Raw genomic sequence first — 15,632 nt, 5'->3', positions numbered from 1 at the left:
CCAACAGCCCGGTTATGGACAGTTGACCGGACCCGCGATACTCGGCGTGAAACACGGCGGTGAGCTGCGGATGCGGACCATCCCGCAGTGCCGGACCACCCGCCGCCACGCCCGAATCGTGAGCCGCTGGCCAGGGTGGTCGGCCAGATGCGACAGTAGGCTCCCGACTCGACGATCCGCGAGGAGGCCGACATCGCTGCTCCCTGCGAGAAGTGCGGCCGAACCGCAGCCGACACCGACCGCTTCTGCGGCGGCTGCGGTGCGCCGCTGACCGCCATCTGCGCCCACTGCGACCGGCCGCTGCCGGCCGATGCGAACTTCTGCACCTCATGCGGACAGCCACAGGGTGCCCGACGAACGGTCACCGAGCCGAGCCACGAGGACCGTCGACGGGTCAGCGTCCTGTTCATCGACCTGATCAACTTCACCCCGTACGCCGAACGCGCCGACCCGGAACAGGTCCGGCGGACCCAGACGGCCTACTTCGCCGTCGTGCGCCGCGTCGTCGGTCAGTACGGCGGCGTGGTCGAAAAGTACATCGGCGACGCGGTGATGGCCCTGTTCGGTGCCCCGGTGGCCACCGAGAACGACGCGGTCCGCTGTGTCCGGACCGGGCTCGACCTGCGGCGCGCGCTCGACGACTTCACCGACGGCGCCGGCGAAGGGCTGCGGTTCCGGATCGGCGTGGCCACCGGTGAGGCGCTGGTCGACATCGCCGCCGCCCGTGACGGCGGCCAGGCCTTCGTCGCCGGTGACGTGGTCGTCACCGCCTCCCGCCTGCAGTCGGCAGCACCGCCCGGCGGCCTGCTCGTCTGTGGCGTGACCCACGCCCTGACCAGGGACGCGATCCGGTACGACGCACAGCCGACGGTGACCCTGCGGGGCCGGTCGTCGCCGACCGAGGTGTGGCTCGCGCTCGCTCCGCTGCGTCCGCCACCGGTCGACCGGCAGACCGACGCCACCCCGTTGATCGATCGGGAGCACGAGCTCGGTCTACTCGTCAACGCCCTCTACCGGTCGATCCGGGAGCAGCGGCCCCAGGTGCTGACCGTGCTCGGTCAGGCGGGGATCGGCAAGAGCCGGTTGGTACGGGAACTGCTGCGGCACACCGAACGGATGGTCGACCAACCGGTGACCTGGCGGATCGGCCGTTGCCCGCCGTTCGGGGAGAACGTCACGTTCGCCGCGCTCGCCGACATCGTCAAGGCCGAGGCCGGCATCCTCGACACCGACCTGGCCTCCGTCGCCGCGCAGCGGCTCGCTACGGCGGTCGGTGACCTGGTCGGGCCGGAGGCCGACCGACTGGTCGACGCGCTGCGCCCACTCGTCGGGCTCCCGCACCGCAACCTGCCGGCCGAGGAGACCGAGTCGGCCTGGCGACGGTTCCTGCTGGCGCTGGCCGCCCGCCAACCCACCGTCCTGGTCTTCGAGGACCTGCACTGGGCCGACGAGGCGATGCTGCGCTTCGTCGAACTGCTCGGCGCCACCGCCCGGCAGGTGCCGTTGCTGCTGCTGTGCACCGCCCGGCCCGAGCTGATCAGCCGGGACCCGGCCTGGGCCGGGAGCACCGTCGGCGCGCTGACCGTCACGCTGCCGCCGCTGCGCGACAGCAGCGTCGCCACCCTGTACGCCCACATGTTCGGCGGCGTACCGTTCTCCGCCGACCTGCTCGGCCCGCTGGTCGAGGTGGCCGACGGCAACCCGCTGTACGCCCACGAGTACGTCCGGATGCTGATGGAACAGGGGTCGCTGCGGCGCAGTGGTCGCGGCTGGGTGCTCGACCACGACGCGGGCCTGGCGATCCCGGACAGCGTGCACGGGGTGATCGCCAACCGGGTCGACCTGCTGGACGCCGCCGACCGGGCGGTGCTGCTGGCCGCGGCAGTGGTCGGCGTGCAGTTCTGGCCGGGGGCCGTGGCCGCCGCGCTGGGACAGTCGGTGGAGCTGGTCGACCGGGCGCTGCGTCGGCTGGAACACCGCGACTTCGTCCACGAGCAGACCAGTTCGGCGATGGCGCAGCAGCCGGAGTTCCGGTTCCGGCACGTCCTCGTCCGCGACGTCTGCTACCAGCGGCTGCCGCGCAGCGAGCGGGTGGCCCGGCACGCCCGTACCGCCGACTGGCTCGACACCCTCGCCGGCGACCGCGACACCGACCTGGCGGAGGTCCTGGCGCACCACCGGTGGGCCGCCCACGAGATCGCCGACACGCTGGGTCTGGACACCGGTGTCTACGCCGGCCCGGCCCGTGACGCGCTGCACCGGGCCGCCCGGCGGGCCTACGCGCTGCACGCTCTCGACGTCGCCGCCGGGCACGTCGAACGGGCGCTGAACGCGGTCCGGCTCGCCGACACCGACGAGGCGGGGCCCCGGCTGCAGCTGGAACTGCTCGGCGCCGAGATCGCCTTCTTCCGCGACGGCCCGGCCTTCCTCGCCGCCGGTGGCGCCGACCAGCTGCGGGCCCTGGCCGACGCGCTGTCCGCCGTCGCGGACCAGGGCTGCGCGGCGCGGGCGTGGACGCTGTTGGGGCGGGCCGCCTGGCTACGGACCGACCGCGCCGGTGCGCTGCGGTGCCTGGACCGGGCGGTGGAGCTGTTCGACGCGCTGCCCGACAGCGACCAGAAGGCCGACGCGTACGCCGAGCTCGGTCGGTTGCACATGCTCAACCTCGAGCGGGATCCGGCGATCGCGGCGGCGGGGGCCGCCGCCGAGATCGCCGAGCGGCTCGGCCTGACCGAGACGCTGGTCGACGCGCGGATAACGGTCGCGATGGCCCGCTACCAGTCGGGCGAACGCGACGGCCTCGACCAGCTGCGGGCGGCCACCGCGATGTGCCGCGAGCAGCAGTTGCTGGCCCTGCCCCGGGCGCTGCAGAACCTGTCGTACGCGTTGTGCGAGGAGGGCGACTGGTCCGGCGCGCAGGAGCTGATGGCCGGTGCCGCCACCGGGTCCGGGCAGAGCACCGGGTACTCGGGCGAGGCGATGCGGGCCTACTTCGCCGGCGACTTCACCGCCTTCCTGGCCGCCGCCGACGCCTTCGTCGAAACCCCGAGCGGGCGGTGGGACATCCAGGTCCGAGGGCTGCGCTGCTGCCTTCGGGTGCTGCGCGGCGAGCCGGTGCCCGGCGCCGAGGCCGGTGACGTCGACGACGTGGCCGACGCGGTCCGGGCGGCCCGCGACAGCGGGTTCCGCCGGCCGTACTGGAACAGTCTCGGCCTGGGTGCGCTGTGCCGGGCGTTGCAGGGGCGCGACGCCGAGGCGGCCGCCCTGCTGGCGGAGCTGGACGACTCCTGGTCGAGGGTGCCGGCCCTGGCCAGCGGCGAGTGGATCGCCGCGGCCGCGTTCGCCGCCGCGACCGCCGGGCGGGCGGCCGCCGTACGGGTGCGGTCGATGCTCGACCGGGTGCGCCACCGTACGCCGTGGGCGCAGGCCGCGCTGGCCACGGTCAGCGCCGCGGTGGCGGCCGCCGACGGCGACCACCGCCGGGCCAACGAGTTGTACGCGGCGGCGGCGGCCGGGTTCGGCGAGATCGACGCCGTCACGGACCGGATGATCGCGCTGGCGCTGGCCGTCGGTGCCGCCCGGCGGGCCGGGGACCGGGAGGCGGCGATCCCGGCGTTGCCCGAGGTGCAGGGATTCGCGCTGCGCAACAAGGCGCCCGGGTTGCTGGGCCTGGGTGAGCAGGGCGCCGACGACTACGGCTGGTCGCCGACGCTCGCTTCCTGACCTTCGGCGGGCCCCCGGGCGCGAACGGCGCGCCCGACGCACTCCCGCAACCGGCTCCCGGCGTGTCACGATTCAAGGGCACGGCACGCCCCGGCCGGGGCCGCCGGTGGGACAGGGCGCGACGGCGACCGGTGAGGAGAGGGTTCGGTGTCTGCGGGTGGCGCGCGCCGGGGGCGGCGGGACAACGGCCTCGACGCATCCGAGTACGCGGTGGCCGGCGACGTCGATCCACGGGTCGGCGAGCACCTGCTCGACGTGCTCGCCGCCGGTGGGATCGCCGCGTACCTGCAGCCGTCGTCGGACGTCAATCCGGTGACCCGGACCACGACCGTGCCAGCACGGCCGATCGACCGGCTCTTCGTCGACCGGGTGCACCTGGACACGGCCCGGGGCTACCTGGTGCAGCTCGCCGAGGACGGCCCGGCCGCGCCGGGCGGCCGGGCGACGACCGGGCCGGCGGGTGGCGCCGGGTCCACCGGTGCTGACGGGTCGGGCGGTACGGCCGCAGCGGGCGGCGCAGCCGGCGGCGCAGCGGGGCCGTTCGGCGCTGACGGGTCCGGCCCGACCGGTTCGCCCGACCGGCGGGCGACGCCGGATGCCGATGTCGAGGCCGCCTGGGCCGGGATCATCGCCAACTACCATCGGAGCGCCCCGACGGACGTGGGCCCCGCGCCCTGGCCGGCGGCCGAGAATCTTCCCACCGGGCAACGCGGGCCAGCAGCCGGGCCGGTGGGCGACGGCACCGCCGACGCGACCCCGGCTGACCGCTCCGGCACCGACGCCACCGGCACGACACCCCCGCAGCGGTACCCCGGGCAGCTCCCCGACCCGGGCCGTAGCGCCGGCGACGACCGTACCGCCGGTGACGTCACCGACCCTGCGGGCCGCACCGGGGCCGAGCGTCCCGGACCGGCGGACACCGGGCCGACGCGGGGCGCGGGTGCCGACGATCCGCTGCCGTGGGCGGTCGGCTTCACCAACATCTCGATCGGCCGCCGGGGCGACGAGCCGTCCCTGCTGGACGGGTTGGACACGTTCGGCAGCCGACTGCCCGACGAGCCGGAGGAGGGCTACACCCCGCCGCCGCCACCGCCGCTGCCCCGGCTGTCGTCCGCAGCGGTGCTCGGGGTGCTCGCGATCGTCGCGGGGTTCATCCTGTTCGTCTTCCCGACTGTGCTTCCGGTTGACCGTGGGTTGGCCATCCTGCTCGGTTTCGCTGGCGTCGTCGGTGGCTTTGTCACGTTGATCTGGCGGCTGCGCCCGGATCACGACGAGGATGACGACATCGACGACGGTGCGGTCGTCTGAACCTGACCACTGGATGGCGGAAATTCTGATTCATTGACGACTGTGGTCACTCTGTAACAGTCGCGTAACTTGGTCTCAGTAGGAATAATTCCGGTAGCCGACCCCTCACACGTTCGCGATCACTCGCCATGCGCGGCCCTGCCGCAGCGAAACGAGGTCCCCTCATGCGTCAAAGTTCCCTCGTCGTGGTGGCCAACCGGCTGCCGGTGGACGACAGCGTCGCACGCGACGGCGCGTGCGAATGGCGTCGAAGCCCCGGCGGACTGGTCAGCGCACTGCACCCGATCCTGCAGCACACCCCGGCCACCTGGGTCGGGTGGGCCGGTGGCACCGGGCCCGCGCCGAGTCTGCCGGACATCGACGGCGTCCGGATGCACACCGTCGCGCTGTCCGCAGAGGACATTCGGGACCACTACGAGGGCTTCGCCAACGCCACCCTGTGGCCGCTCTACCACGACTCGGTCGAGCAACCGGCGTACCACCGCCGCTGGTGGGAGGCGTACCAACGGGTCAACCAGCGGTTCGCCGACGCGGCGGCCGCCGCCGCCGAACCGGGCGCGATCGTCTGGGTGCAGGACTACCACCTTCAGCTGGTGCCGGGGATGCTGCGGGCGTTGCGCCCGGACCTGCTGATCGGCTTCTTCCTGCACGTACCGTTCCCGCCACCGGAGCTGTTCATGCAGCTGCCGCGCCGAGCGGAGTTGATGCTCGGCATGCTCGGCGCCGACCTGGTCGGCTTCCAGCGCGCCCAGGCCGCGCACAACTTCGCCCAACTGGCGACGAAGGTACTCAAGGTGCCGGCCACCGACCGCCGGATCGCGATCGACGACCGGGTGGTGCGCATCGGCGCCTTCCCGGTCTCGATCAACATGTCCGAGATGGAGTCTCTCGCCGCCCGACCCGACGTGGTCGAACGTGCCCGGCAGCTGCGGGCCGACCTCGGTGACCCGCAGCACGTGATCCTCAGTGTAGACCGGATGGACTACACCAAGGGCATCGAGCAGCGGCTCAAGGCGTACAGCGAACTGATCGCCGACGGGCACATCAAGGTCCGCGACACGGTGATGGTGCAGGTCGCGGTACCCAGCCGGGAGCGCGTCGAGCAGTACCGGATCCTGCGCGACCGGGTCGAACGCGAGGTAGGCCGGATCAACGGCGAGTTCGGCCGGGTCGGCGAGCCGGCGATCCACTACCTCAACCAGTCGTTCAGCCGGGCCGACCTGGCGGCCCTGTACCGGGTCGCCGACATCATGGCGGTCACCCCGCTGCGCGACGGGATGAACCTGGTGGCCAAGGAGTACGTCGCCGCCCGGGTCGACGACGACGGTGCCCTGCTGCTCAGCGAGTTCGCCGGGGCCGCCGCCGAGTTCCAGCAGGCGTACCTGGTCAATCCGCACGACCTCGACGGTCTCAAGTTGACCCTGATGCACGCGTTGGAGGCCGCGCCGACCGACATCGCCGACCGGATGCGGTCGATGCGCGAGCACCTGCGTCACCACGACATCCGGGCCTGGGTCCACGGCTACCTGACCTCGCTGGACCGGACCGGCTCGCTGGCCGCCCGGCTCACCGCCTGAGATCGCACGGCACCGGGCGGGCCCGCACGTCACCGGCTGAGCCGCGTGGGCTCAGCCGGTGCCGGCGTCCAGCCAGTCGAGGATCGCGTCCACCGGCTCGGTCCAGCGGGCGTCGAGCATCAGGTCGTGTCCCATGCCGGGAAAGAGCAACGGCGCCCCACCGAAGCGCCGGGCCACCCGGTTCAGCGCGGCCACCGGCACCACCTGGTCGTCCGGGCTGCCGAGCACCAGCACCGGCGGATCGCCGACCGGGGGCTCGAAGCGTTGCCGCACCAGCAGCTGCCACTGGGCGCGCGCCGAGGCGGAGCCCAGTCGGTCCACGTACGACCGGGCGACCTCGTCTGCCAACTCCCGGCTGAACAACTGGCGGGCCCGCAGCCGCAGCCCGCCACCGAACAGCGCCGGTACGGTGCCGAACGGGTGCCGCCGCAACGCCGTACCGAGCAGCGGCCAACCGCTGAGCACCGGCGCGGCCAGCACCGCCGCCCGCGCCGGGTAACGGGCCAGCGCGTGGGCCACCACCAGTGCCCCGGCGCCGTGCCCGACCAGCACCGCCTGGCGGGGCAGTCCGGCGGCCGCCTGCACCACGTCGTGAACGTACGCCCGCAGGTCCGCCCGGGGTGCGGGGGCGCTGCCGCCGTGTCCCCGCAGGCTCACCGCGGCGGCCGGGAAGCCCCGCTCGGCGACCCGGTCCAGCCAGTGTTCGGCGAACACCCACGCGCCGTGGCCGAACCCGGGAACGAACAGCAGCGGTGGCCGGCCCTCGTCGCGCAGCACTTCGCCGTGCAGCACCTCACGGCGGACACCCGGGACCGGGTCGGCCCATTCCCGGGTACGCAGGATGCGGGTGGTCTGCGGACGCGGGCTCACCGGACCGACACCTCCAGACTGTCCAGGGACGATTGCAGGGCACCCAGGTAGCTGCGGTGGCCGACCTCGAACCAGTGCCGGGGTGAGTCGTCGCGCACCGCCACGTCGTGCCAGTCGCGGCCGCCGGCGGCCGACAGCCGCTGGGTCAGCGCGGCGGCACCCGCCGGATCCGCCGTCCGGGCCCGCAGCCAGCGGGCGAACAGTACGGTCTGCCAGTGGACCAGCGGGAAGATCCCGATGTCCGGCTGCGGCAGGCCGACCACCGACAGGGTCGGCCGCTCGGGCGCGAACAGGTGCAGGTGCAGCCGGGGCCGCCCGTCCGGACCGGCGCCGAGCAGCCCCGGGTCGAGGAAGTCGAACCGCGGCCGGTAGCCGGTGGCGAGCACGACCAGGTCGGGGTCGATCTCACTGCCGTCGGCGAGTTCGACGGTGTGGCGGCGGAATCTGGCCACGTCCGGCACCGGCGCGACGCTGCCGTGCCCGATGTGGTGCACCAGCTGACTGTTGACGATCGGATGGGTGGCGAGGACCTGGTGGTCCGGTGCGGGCAACCCGAAGCGGGTCAGGTCCCCCACGGACAGCCGCAGCACCCGTTGGCGGATCCACTGCCGCAGCCAGCGCGGTAGCGGCAGCGCCGACAGCCGGGCGTGCAGTTGGTCGAGTGGTCGGCCGGAGACGTACTTGGGCAGGTACCAGTAGCCGCGCCGGGTGGAGTGCCAGCACCGCGCTCCCTGCTGGCCGGCCTCCACCGCGATGTCGCAACCGGTGTTGCCGCCGCCGACCACCAGCACCCGGCGGCCGCGCAGTTGCGCGGCGTCGTGGTAGGCCGCGGCGTGGATCACCTGACCAGTGAAGTCGGACAGTCCATCGTAGGTGGGTTCGTGCGGGGCCCAGTTGTGCCCGTTGGCGACGACCACCGCCGCGTACCGCTGGGTGCGGCTGGCGCCGCTGCCACCGGTGCTGCGGGTGGTCACGTCCCACCGGTCGCCCTCGGCCGGGGTGATGCGGACCACCTCGGTGCCGAACCAGATGTGTCGGCGCAGGTCGAAATGGTCGGTGTAGCGCTGCAGGTAGTGCAGCAGCTGGCTGTGGTGCGGATAGTCCGGCCAGTCGTCCGGCATCGGGAAGTCGGGGTACTGGCTGAACGGCTTTGACGAGATCAAATGGGTGCTGGCGTACACCGGGCTGCGGTCGTGGCGCCAGTTCCACGCACCGCCGACGCCGGTTTCCCGCTCGTAGCAGTCGACCCCGAACCCCAGTTCCCGCAGATTCTTCACCGCGCACAGCCCGCTGGCGCCGGCGCCGATCACACAGACGTTCTCGCTCTGCTCGGAGATCGAACGGTCGTCGCGCCAGTCGGCGGCACCGGCGACGGGGTGGGCGCGGTCAGCGGAATCAGGCACCGGCAGTCTCCTTCGTACGGCTGCGAAATCCTGCCGGTTAGCCGCCCCGCTTGTCCAGCCCCGTCCCCGGTCCGGTGAGTACCAGATCGGCGACAACCGGGAAATGGTCGCTGGCCCGGCGGGCCGCCGGGGTGTCGACCACCGTCGCGGCGGCGACCCGGATCCGGGGGTCGACGAAGATCGCGTCGATCCGCCGCCGGGGTCCGGCGCACGGGAAGGTGCAGACGTCGCCGGCGCCGGCGATCGCCGCCGCGTCGGTCAACCCGGCCGCGACCTCGCGCCATACCGGCGAGTCCGCCCCGGCCGCCGGTGGGGTGTCGTTGACGTCCAGACCCAGGATGATCGGGTCGTCGACGTCGGCGCAGGCCTGCCGCAGCAGGCGGGCCTGCCCGGGGCGTTCGGCGGGATCGGTGGACAGGTGGGAGCCGACGACCACGAACCGCACCGGGCCGACGGCGCAGCGGGCGAACACCGCCGCGCGCAGATGCCGGCCGGGGGTCAGCGGGAACCGCACCGTCCAGCTGTCCAGCACCCGGACCCGCAGGCTGGTCAGCAGCAGGTTGCCCATCCCCGGCAGGCCACCGGCACCGACCACCATCGCGAACGAGTCGGCAAGCGCCGCGCTCCGGGCGCGCCAGCGCAGGCGCCGTGGTGCCTCCTGCAGGATCGCCACGTCGGGTGCGACCGACCGGACCACGTCGGTCAGCGCGGCCCGGTCGTCACGTTGGCCGTGGATGTTGTACGTCAACACCCGCAGCCGCAGCTCGTCGCTCACAACCGGCGGGCCAGGTCGGCGGCCCCCACCACACCGGCCGTGTTGCCCAGTTCGGCCGCCCGCACCTCGGCGACCGGGATCCGGACCCGCTGGGCCAGGGCTTCGGTGTACGCCCGCTGGGCCGGGCCGAGCAGCAGGTCGCCGGCGTCCACCACGCCACCGCCGATGACCATGACCTCCGGGTCGAGGATCTGCGCCAGGTCGGCCAGTCCGATGCCGAGCCACCGGCCGATCTGGGCGAACGCCTCGCAGGAGACCGGGTCGCCGGAGCGGGCCGCCGCCGTCACCATCGGTCCGGTCACCGCTTCGGCGTCGCCGCCGGCCAGGGCGAGCAGCGCGCCGGCCCGGTCCGGTTCCTGGCGGGCCCCGGCCCGGGCGAACCGGACCAGGGCGTTGCCGCTGGCGTACTGCTCGATGCAGCCGTGCCGCCCGCAGCCGCACAGGTGGCCGTCGGGTACGGCGAGCATGTGGCCCAGCTCGGCGGCGATGCCGTGGGCGCCCCGGATCAGCTCGCCGCCGTAGACGATGCCGCCGCCGATGCCGGTGCCGACGGTGAACATGACCATCGAGTCGGTGGCGTGCCGGGCGGCGCCGTACCGGAACTCGGCCCAGGCGGCGACGTTGGCGTCGTTCTCGACGGTGACCGGCAGGTCGACCGCCGCGCTGACGTACTCGCGCAGCGGTTCGTTGCGCCAGGCGATGTTCGGGGCGAACAGGACCGTGGAGCGCAGCGCGTCGATCCAGCCGGCGGCACCGATCCCGACGGCGGTGACCGGGTGCGTCGCGGCCAGCTCCAGCACCACCTCGACGATCACGTCCCGCGTCTTGGCCACGTCCTCGGCCGGTGTGTCGTGCCGGGTCTGCGCCACGACCTCACCGTCCGGATCGACGACGCCGCCGGCGACCTTGGTCCCGCCGATGTCGACTCCGATGGTCAGCGTCACCGCTGCCGCTCCCCTCTGCTGTGTTCCTCGCGCGCCGGTTGTCGCACCCGGTCGGGTCCGTCGACGCGGCGCCCCGGCCGGCCCGGTGGGGCCGGCCCGGGTGGCCGTGGTCGGTGTGGGCCTATCCCGGCAGTCCGTGCTCCGGCGCGGCGGGGCCCGACCCGTCCCCGTCGGCCGCGTCGGCGCGCGGGTCCCGGGCCGCCACGTCGGCACCGCCGCCGCGGCGCTCGACCGGTGGTGTGTCCGCCCCGGCGACGTCGACGGGGGCGTTCGTTGCGGCTGACCAGACGTCCCGATCACCCGCTGAGTCCGAATCATTCCCGGTGCGGGTGGCCCGGCGCCACACCTCGTCGTCCGAGGTCGTCCGCCCGGACGGGGGATCGTGCGCGCCGCCACGGGTGTTCCTGACCTGCGGATCGACGCCGGCCGGCGCGGTCGGACCCGGCTGCGGACCGGCGTCGGTCCCGGCCTTGGGCGCGTCGGGAGCAGCCCTGCCCGGGTCGGGGGCGGTCTGCTCCGGGTCGGGTGCGGTCTGCTCCGGGTCGGGTGCGGTCTGCTCCGGGGCGGGGGCGAAGGCGCGCAGCAGGCTGGCCACCCCGGCGGCGAAGTCACCGGCGCCGGTGGCGAGCCGCTCGGCCAGCTCCGGACTCGGGTCGCGCAACGCGCTGACCGCCCGGCAGATCGGGCAGACGCAGCAGGCCGGCTCACCGGTGGCCAGCGGGCCGGTGGCCCCGCCGAACAGGTCCCGGAGCATGCCGAGCCCGGCGGCGCCGTGGCGCTGCCCACGTGCCGCCAGTTGCGCCATCGCCAGGGCTGTCGCCACCAGGCGTTCCGCCTCGGCGCGCGCCGAGCCGGGATCCGGTCCCGCCATCTGCCGCCCCCTACCCGGCTTCCGCCGCGCCGAGCTGCTCCACCCGGCGCTTGAGCTGCGTCAACGCCGCGTCCATGATCATCTTTTCGGCCTTGCGGCGGAACATGCCCAGCATGCCGACGGAGAGGTCGACCTCCAGGGTGTAGGTCACCGTCGTAGTGCCGTCACCATTGTCCTCGATCTCGTACGAGCCGTCCTGGCGGCGCTGCATCCGCGACGGCTGCGCCAACCGCCATTCGATCCGGGAGATGTCCTCGGCGTACTCGTAGATCAACGTGTACTCGTCGGCGAGCACCCCGGCGTCGAGCACGAAGAAGACCTCGTGGGCGTAGCCGTCCTCGTACTCCTGGCGCACCTCGACCCGCTCCAGCGCCTCGGTCCATTCCGGGTACCGCGCGAAGTCGCAGATCACCGCCGTGACCCGGGACGCGGGCGCGGTGATCACGATCGACTTGGTGGAGGACTCCGCCATGTGGGGCAGGCTACCCGGTGCCGGGCCAAGATCAAGCCGGCGGCCGGCAACGACAGCCGGCGAGGTACGCGACAGGCAGCCGGCGCAGGTCGGCCGCCGGCCCGGTAGGTTGCGGGTAGCCGGACGCCGCGCCCGCAGGTCCGGCCCCACCCGAGTCCCCCAGCGCAAGGGAGTGCAGGTGCGCGAGTTCTCCGTACCACCGGTCGTCACCGTCGGTGAAGCCGCCACCCTGACCGACCCGGTCTGGGACAACGCCGAGCAGGCCCCGGACGCGGTGCAGTTCACCCGACCCGGGCCGACCGGGTACGTCGACGTGACCTGCCGACAGTTCCGCGACGAGGTGGTCGCCCTGGCCTGCGGCCTGATCGGGGCCGGCGTGCAGCCGGGTGACCGGGTCGGGCTGATGAGCAAGACCCGGTACGAGTGGACCCTGACCGACTACGCGATCTGGTCGATCGGGGCGGTCACCGTACCGATCTACGAGACGTCCAGCGCCGAGCAGGTCGCCTGGATCCTGGCCGACTCCGGCGCGGTGGCCTGCGTACTGGAGACCAACGCGCACGCGATCACCCTCGCCTCGGTCCGCGACCAGCTGCCCGCCCTGCGCGAGGTCTGGCAACTGGACACCGGCGGCGTGGACGAGATCGTCGCGCGCGGCGCGACGGTCGACGCCGCCCAGGTCGACCAGCGTCGACGGGCCCGGCACGCCGGCGACGTCGCGACGATCATCTACACCAGCGGGACCACCGGGCGGCCGAAGGGTTGCGTCCTGACCCACCGCAACATGTACGCCGACATCGCCAACGCGATCCCCGGTCTGCCGAACCTGTTCCACGAGGGCGCCTCGACCCTGCTGTTCCTGCCGCTGGCCCACTCCTTCGCCCGGTTGATCCAGATCGGCGCGGTGCACGCCCGGGCCACGATGACCCACGCCGCCGACCCGAAGAACCTGGTCGCCGATCTGGCCCAGGTCCGACCCACCTTCGTACTGTCCGTACCACGGGTGTTCGAGAAGGTCTACAACGCCGCCAAGCAGCGTGCCCACGGCGACGGCAAGGGAGCCATCTTCGACCGGGCCGACCGGGTGGCGGTCGCCTACAGCGAGGCCCTGGACGCCCCGGGTGGGCCGGGGCTCGCGCTGCGGGCCCAGCACGCCCTGTTCGACCGGTTGGTCTACCGCAAGCTGCGGGCCGCCCTCGGCGGGCGGTGCCGCACCGCGATCTCCGGTGGCGCGCCGCTGGGCACCCGGCTGGCGCACTTCTTCCGCGGCGTCGGGGTCACCGTCTACGAGGGGTACGGCCTCACCGAGACCTCCCCGGCGGTCTCGGTGAACCTGCAGCACGCGATCCGGATCGGCACGGTGGGCCGGCCGCTGCCCGGGGTGAGTGTGCGCATCGCCGACGACGGCGAGGTGCTGATCTCCGGCGACCTGGTGTTCCAGGGCTACTGGAACAACCCGGAGCAGACCGCCGAGGTGCTCACCGAGGACGGCTGGTTCCGCAGCGGCGACCTCGGCGGACTCGACGGCGACGGGTTCCTGCGCATCACCGGCCGCAAGAAGGAGCTGATCGTCACCGCCGGCGGCAAGAACGTCGCACCCGCCGTCCTGGAGGACCGGGTGCGGGCCCACCCCCTGGTCAGTCAGTGCGTGGCGATCGGTGACCGCAGGCCGTTCATCGCCGCGCTGATCACCATCGACGAGGAGGCCTGGCCGGGTTGGCTGGAACGCAACGGCCACCCGGCCGGGCGTACCGTGGCGCAGCTGTGCGACGACCCCGCGCTGCGGGCCGAGATCCAGCAGGCCGTCGACGACGCCAACCGGGCCGTCTCCGCCGCCGAGTCCATCCGACAGTTCCGCATCCTGAGCCAGGACTTCACCGAGTCCACCGGCGAGCTGACCCCGTCGCTGAAGGTGAAACGGGCCGTCGTGCTGACCAACCACGACGCCGCGATCACCGAGATCTACGGGAGCTGACTACCATCCGTCACGTGTCCGCACCGACGTCCGACGTGCCCCGCCCGCATCCACTCGCGGTGGTGGCCCGCCTGGTCATGCTCGCGCTCGTCGCGGTACTGACTCTGATCACCACCCGGGATCCCGCCGAATTGTGGTGGGTCGCGTTGTTGGCGGTCGCCGGCGTCCCGGCCGTCGTGGCACCCCGGCACCCGATCGTCGCCCCGGTCGGCCGGGTCGCCGAGGTGATCGTCGTCGGGCTGGCCACCAGCGAGGTGGCTGCGGCGGCGAACGCCCGTGGCGCGATCGGTGCCGGGCTGGGCGCGTCGGCGATGCTGCCGTACCTGTCGGTGCCGTTGACCGTGGCAGTGCTGCAGCGGCGGACCCGCCAGGCCGCCGGGCTGCTCGCCGTGGCCGCCGGCACGCTGGCCGTCTGCGGGCTGTTCACCGTGATCGACGGTGAGCGGCAGATCACCCAGCTGGGCTACGTGGCGGTCAGCACACAGTGGTTGATCTTGGCCAGCCTCGGCATCCTGGCCGCCGGCACCCTGCAACAGGTGATGCAGGCGCGCGGTGACACCAAGCCGGCACCGTACGCCGAGGCCACCCGGCTGCTCACCCAGCTGCGCAGCGTCGCCCGCCAACTGCCCGGTGCCACCCTCGACCCGGGCAGCATCTCCGAGCACCTGATCGAGGAGCTGCGCACGGTGGCGCCGACCGGGCGTACCGCCGTGTTGTCCGGCAGTGGCGGCGGCCGGCTGGTGGTCCTGGCCCAGGCCGGGCTGGAGCGGGTGGACTGGGAGACGACGCTGGACGCCGACTCCGCCATCGCCGACGCCTGGGCCAGCCAGTTGCCGCAGACGGCGGCCCGCTCGCAGGCCCGGTCGCACCCGGGTGGGGACGTCTCGGCGCTGGTGGTCCCGCTGGTGGCCGGGGTGCGGACGGTCGGCCTGGTGATCCTGGAGACGGACAGCGCCAACGCCTACCCGCCCCCGGTGGTGGCCCGGATCACCGCACTGACCCGGCCGGCGGCGCTGCGGCTGGAGGCGGCCCTGCTGTTCGACGAGGTCCGCTCGCTGGCCACCAACGAGGAGCGGCAGCGGCTGGCCCGGGAGATCCACGACGGGGTCGCCCAGGAGCTGGTCATGGTCGGCTACGGCATCGACAACGCGCTGGCCACGCTGCCGGACGGGGCCGACGAGACGGCCGATGACCTGCGGACGCTGCGCGGCGAGGTCACCCGGGTGATCACCGAACTACGGCTGAGCCTGTTCGAGCTGCGCAGCGAGGTCGACCGGCACGGCGGGTTGGCCGCCGCGATCGCCGAGTACGCCCGCACCGTCGGCTCGTCCGGCCGGCTACGGGTGCATCTGTCGCTCGACGAGTCCGGCGCCCGGCTGCCGGCGGCGACCGAGGCGGAACTGCTGCGGATCGCCCAGGAGGCGATTACCAATGCGCGCAAGCACGCTGGCGCGGCGAATCTCTGGGTCACCTGTGACATAGACCCCCCCTATGCGCAAATAGAAGTGTCGGATGACGGTCAGGGGATCGCTGACCAGCGTCCGGATGGCCGCTACGGTCTTGCGATCATGGCGGAGAGAGCGGAACGTATCCGGGGCCGGTTGGAGATCAGGCCACGACACCCGAGCGGAACGACCGTGGCGGTGGTGCTCGGAACCTCGCCCCGGCGCGATAGCGTGCGCGATAGCGTGACAGCATCAGAAGGGGAGTAGCC

At 73.3% G+C, this 15,632-nt stretch carries 10 protein-coding genes and 1 pseudogene; 5 read left to right on the top strand and 6 right to left on the bottom strand.

Annotated elements, in window-relative coordinates; all coding sequences use genetic code 11:
- Window positions 1-174: 174 nt before the first annotated feature.
- From ACN28F_RS26865 to ACN28F_RS26855, 3 genes and pseudogenes are all read left to right on the top strand, one after another.
- Window positions 175-3,723, top strand: coding sequence for an ATP-binding protein (locus ACN28F_RS26865; RefSeq protein WP_353850567.1), 3,549 nt, complete (start codon window positions 175-177; stop codon window positions 3,721-3,723).
- Between the two features lie 147 nt (window positions 3,724-3,870).
- Window positions 3,871-4,140: pseudogene (locus ACN28F_RS26860) on the top strand (DUF308 domain-containing protein); the annotation flags it as partial.
- 1,055 nt (window positions 4,141-5,195) lie between these two features.
- On the top strand, window positions 5,196-6,608 hold the full coding sequence (locus ACN28F_RS26855; RefSeq protein WP_421360246.1) for an alpha,alpha-trehalose-phosphate synthase (UDP-forming): 1,413 nt from the start codon (window positions 5,196-5,198) through the stop codon (window positions 6,606-6,608).
- A 51-nt stretch (window positions 6,609-6,659) separates the two neighbouring features.
- Here the strand turns inward: ACN28F_RS26855 and ACN28F_RS26850 are convergent, their stop codons facing one another.
- The 6 genes from ACN28F_RS26850 to ACN28F_RS26825 form a co-directional block, all read right to left on the bottom strand.
- Window positions 6,660-7,478: an alpha/beta hydrolase gene (locus ACN28F_RS26850; protein ID WP_289210617.1), complete on the bottom strand. Its 819-nt coding sequence runs from the start codon at window positions 7,476-7,478 to the stop codon at window positions 6,660-6,662.
- On the bottom strand, window positions 7,475-8,881 hold the full coding sequence (locus ACN28F_RS26845) for a flavin-containing monooxygenase (RefSeq protein WP_289210616.1): 1,407 nt from the start codon (window positions 8,879-8,881) through the stop codon (window positions 7,475-7,477). The genes ACN28F_RS26850 and ACN28F_RS26845 overlap by 4 nt, the downstream gene beginning before the upstream one ends.
- 37 nt (window positions 8,882-8,918) lie before the next feature.
- The gene (locus ACN28F_RS26840; RefSeq protein WP_289210615.1) at window positions 8,919-9,656 is read right to left on the bottom strand and encodes an endonuclease/exonuclease/phosphatase family protein; all 738 of its coding nucleotides are present in this window, start codon (window positions 9,654-9,656) and stop codon (window positions 8,919-8,921) included.
- Window positions 9,653-10,600 (bottom strand): ROK family glucokinase, encoded by a 948-nt coding sequence (locus ACN28F_RS26835; RefSeq protein ID WP_289210614.1) that lies wholly within the window; start codon window positions 10,598-10,600, stop codon window positions 9,653-9,655. Before ACN28F_RS26835 ends, ACN28F_RS26840 begins: the two co-directional genes overlap by 4 nt.
- A gap of 121 nt (window positions 10,601-10,721) precedes the next feature.
- Entirely contained in the window at window positions 10,722-11,471 is a 750-nt protein-coding gene (locus tag ACN28F_RS26830; RefSeq protein WP_421360243.1) for a hypothetical protein, read from the bottom strand.
- Between the two features lie 10 nt (window positions 11,472-11,481).
- Window positions 11,482-11,943 carry an SRPBCC family protein gene (locus ACN28F_RS26825; protein WP_289210612.1) on the bottom strand — a complete coding sequence of 154 codons (462 nt, stop codon included), beginning with the start codon at window positions 11,941-11,943 and terminating at the stop codon, window positions 11,482-11,484.
- Between the two features lie 178 nt (window positions 11,944-12,121).
- Here ACN28F_RS26825 and ACN28F_RS26820 point away from each other — a divergent pair, with 178 nt between their 5' ends.
- A complete protein-coding gene (locus ACN28F_RS26820) occupies window positions 12,122-13,918 on the top strand; it encodes an AMP-dependent synthetase/ligase (protein WP_289210611.1) in 1,797 nt (598 codons plus the stop codon).
- Between the two features lie 71 nt (window positions 13,919-13,989).
- The gene (locus ACN28F_RS26815; RefSeq protein ID WP_289210906.1) at window positions 13,990-15,630 is read left to right on the top strand and encodes a GAF domain-containing sensor histidine kinase; all 1,641 of its coding nucleotides are present in this window, start codon (window positions 13,990-13,992) and stop codon (window positions 15,628-15,630) included.
- The last annotated feature ends 2 nt before the right edge of the window (window positions 15,631-15,632 follow it).

Origin of the sequence: Solwaraspora sp. WMMA2101, assembly GCF_049179175.1 — a bacterium.
Classification (GTDB): Bacteria; Actinomycetota; Actinomycetes; order Mycobacteriales; family Micromonosporaceae; genus Micromonospora_E.
The sequence above is the reverse complement of the archived record's forward strand: the minus strand, read 5'-3'. Positions and strand labels throughout refer to the sequence as shown.

What these genes read in the sequence shown, in the direction of transcription:
- ACN28F_RS26855 (WP_421360246.1), top strand. Translation starts at nt 5,196, where the DNA reads ATGCGTCAAAGTTCCCTCGTCGTGGTGGCCAACCGGCTGCCGGTGGAC.
- ACN28F_RS26830 (WP_421360243.1), bottom strand. Translation starts at nt 11,471, where the DNA reads ATGGCGGGACCGGATCCCGGCTCGGCGCGCGCCGAGGCGGAACGCCTG.
- ACN28F_RS26825 (WP_289210612.1), bottom strand. Translation starts at nt 11,943, where the DNA reads ATGGCGGAGTCCTCCACCAAGTCGATCGTGATCACCGCGCCCGCGTCC.